Annotated in this window: 3 protein-coding genes and 1 pseudogene; 3 read left to right on the forward strand and 1 reads right to left on the reverse strand. The window is 68.4% G+C overall.

Going from position 1 to position 2,798, the window contains the following annotated elements; all coding sequences use genetic code 11:
- Positions 1-375: succinate dehydrogenase, cytochrome b556 subunit (sdhC, locus tag R1101_RS0120440; protein WP_157179189.1), on the reverse strand; the 375-nt coding region annotated here is incomplete at its 3' end.
- A 253-nt stretch (positions 376-628) separates the two neighbouring features.
- On the opposite strand from sdhC, the gene R1101_RS0120445 reads away from it, so the two are divergent.
- The 3 genes and pseudogenes from R1101_RS0120445 to R1101_RS0120455 all read left to right on the forward strand — a co-directional run.
- Positions 629-1,048, forward strand: coding sequence for a cytidine deaminase (locus R1101_RS0120445; RefSeq protein ID WP_026003522.1), 420 nt, complete (start codon positions 629-631; stop codon positions 1,046-1,048).
- Positions 1,041-2,324, forward strand: coding sequence for a thymidine phosphorylase (locus R1101_RS0120450; RefSeq protein ID WP_016935154.1), 1,284 nt, complete (start codon positions 1,041-1,043; stop codon positions 2,322-2,324). The genes R1101_RS0120445 and R1101_RS0120450 overlap by 8 nt, the downstream gene beginning before the upstream one ends.
- A gap of 56 nt (positions 2,325-2,380) precedes the next feature.
- Positions 2,381-2,798 (forward strand): annotated as a pseudogene (locus tag R1101_RS0120455) (adenosine deaminase); the annotation flags it as partial.

Raw genomic sequence — 2,798 nt, forward strand, 5'->3', positions numbered from 1 at the left:
AACGGTCGCGGGGATCATCACCACGAACCAGATCGCAAGGATCGTCCAGAGCATCACGCGCTGGTACTTCGGGCCCTTCGACCAGAAGTCGACGAGCATGACCCGCAGGCCGTTGAGTGCGTGGTACAGGACCATCGCGACCAGGCCGAGCTCCATGAGGCCGACGATCGGATTCTTGTAGGTGTCGATCACCGCGTCGTAGGTCTCGGGGTTGACCCGGACGAGTGCGGTGTCGAGGACGTGGACGAAAAGGAAGAAGAATGTCGCCACGCCGGTGATCCGGTGCAATACCCAGGACCACATGCCGGGGTCTCCCCGGTAAAGCGACCGTGTGCGCCCCGCCTTTGCGGGGGCGGCTTCAGTCGTGCTGCTCATCGAGTGCTGTGCCTCCAACGTCAATGGTGGACGCGTCGAGCTGCTCCTACCTGTGGGGGATTCCGCAGTACGGGCCCGACGTGAACCTGAACCGACTTGGATCGACTCTAGACCCATCCCAAACTCGGGAACTAATCTCCCGCCCCATTCGTACAGCCCCCAAAAGCGAAGTTAGGTTTGCCTTTCCAACTGTGATCTGGCGCGGCAGGGGTCCTCCACCGTCGCCCACGCCACCGTGACAGGATGATCAACCATGCCGGACATCGACTGGAAAATGTTGCGCGCCAAAGCACATGAGGTGATGGAGCGAGCCTACGCGCCCTACTCCGGATTCCCGGTGGGGGCTGCCGCCCTCACCGTCGACGGTCGGACGGTCCTCGGGTGCAATGTGGAAAATGTCTCACACGGACTGGGTCTCTGTGCCGAATGCGTACTTGTCGGTAACTTGTTCGCGCAGGGTGGAGGCCGTCTCCGGGCCGTCGCCGTCTGCGACTCCCGGGGCCACGTCCTGACCCCGTGCGGACGGTGCCGGCAGGTGCTCCTCGAACACGGCGGCCCCGACCTCCAGGTGGACGCCCACGGCGGCCCCCGTCGCCTGTCCGACCTGCTCCCCGACGCGTTCGGCCCCGACGATCTCGCGGCCGTGCGGGAGAACGAGGACCGCCGTGCCTGACATCGTCACCGTCATCCGCCGCAAGCGCGACGGGCACGAGCTCTCCGGCACCGAGATCGATTGGGTCATCGAAGCGTTCACCCACGGCGTGGTCTCCGACGCCCAGATGTCCGCCCTGGCGATGGCCGTCTGGTTCCGCGGTATGACCCGGGCGGAGACGGCGCGGTGGACCACCGCGATGATCGACTCCGGTCGCCGTCTCGATTTCTCCGCACTCGGTCTGCGCACCGTCGACAAGCATTCGACCGGGGGAGTGGGGGACAAGATCACCTTGCCGCTCGCGCCGCTCGTCGCGGCATGCGGCGTCGCTGTCCCGCAGCTGTCCGGCCGCGGCCTCGGCCACACCGGCGGAACCCTCGACAAGCTCGAGGCGATCCCCGGGTGGAACGCCGACCTGAGCACCGCGGAGATGGCCGAGATCCTCACCGATCCGGCCGTCGGAGCGGTCGTGTGCGCGGCGAGTGCCGACCTCGCTCCCGCCGACCGCAAGCTGTACGCGCTCCGCGACGTCACCGGAACCGTCGAATCGATCCCGCTCATCGCCAGTTCGATCATGAGCAAGAAGATCGCCGAGGGCACCGGAGCGCTGGTCCTCGACGTGAAGGTCGGCAGCGGTGCCTTCATGAAGGAACTCGGCGAGGCCCGCGAGCTGGCACGCACCATGGTCGAGCTCGGTGCCGACGAGGGGTTGCACACCAGCGCCCTGCTCACCCGCATGGACAGCCCGCTCGGCCGGACGGCGGGTAACGCACTCGAGGTGCGGGAGGCCGTGGAGGTACTCGCAGGTGGTGGGCCCGACGACGTCGTCGAGCTGACTGTGGCCCTCGCCCGCGAGATGCTCGAGGCCGCCGGTGTCGACGACGTCGATCCCGCCGACCGGCTCCGTGACGGCACCGCGATGGACCGGTGGAACGCGATGATCACCGCTCAGGGAGGTGACCCCTCGGCGCCCTTGCCGGTCGCGACGCACACCGAGACCGTCCACGCGGACGCGGACGGGGTGCTTTCCGAACTCGACGCGTACGCGGTCGGTATCGCGGCCTGGCGCCTCGGAGCCGGCCGCGAACGGCAGGGGCAGGACGTACAACTCGGGGCGGGTGTCGAACTGCACGCGGTCCTGGGGGACCGCGTCCGTGCGGGACAGCCCGTCGCGACGCTGCACACCGACACTCCGGGACGCATTCCCGACGCCCTCGCCGCCCTCCGCGACGGTGTCCGCATCTCCGACACGGCGCCCGCCCGGCTGCCGCTCGTGATCGAACGTATCCGGGAGTAGAAGCACGGTGGCCGGAGACCGAGCGGAACCGGCCGCCGCCGACTACCGTCCCGATCATGAACGGCCGGCTGACTCCCGAACTCGTCCGCACCGCACCCAAAGTGGTCCTCCACGACCACCTCGACGGCGGTCTCCGTCCGCGGACGGTCCTCGAACTCGCGGACGCGTGCGGCTGGTCGCTGCCGGCGCACACCGAGGCGGACCTCGCGCGCTGGTTCCGCGAGTCCGCCGACAGCGGGTCGCTCGAGCGCTATCTCGAGACGTTCGAGCACACCGTCGCCGTGATGCAGACGGCGCAGGGGCTCGAACGTGTCGCCCGGGAATGCGTCCTCGACCTCGCCGACGACGGCGTGGTGTACGCCGAGGTGCGGTTCGCGCCCGAACAGCACCTCGAGAAGGGACTGTCGCTCGACGAGGTCGTCGAGCACGTCCTCGAAGGGTTCCGGCGGGAGAATCGGAGGTGGCGGCGAGCGG

Source organism: Rhodococcus sp. R1101 (genome assembly GCF_000278445.1).
Lineage (GTDB): Bacteria > Actinomycetota > Actinomycetes > Mycobacteriales > Mycobacteriaceae > Rhodococcus > Rhodococcus gordoniae.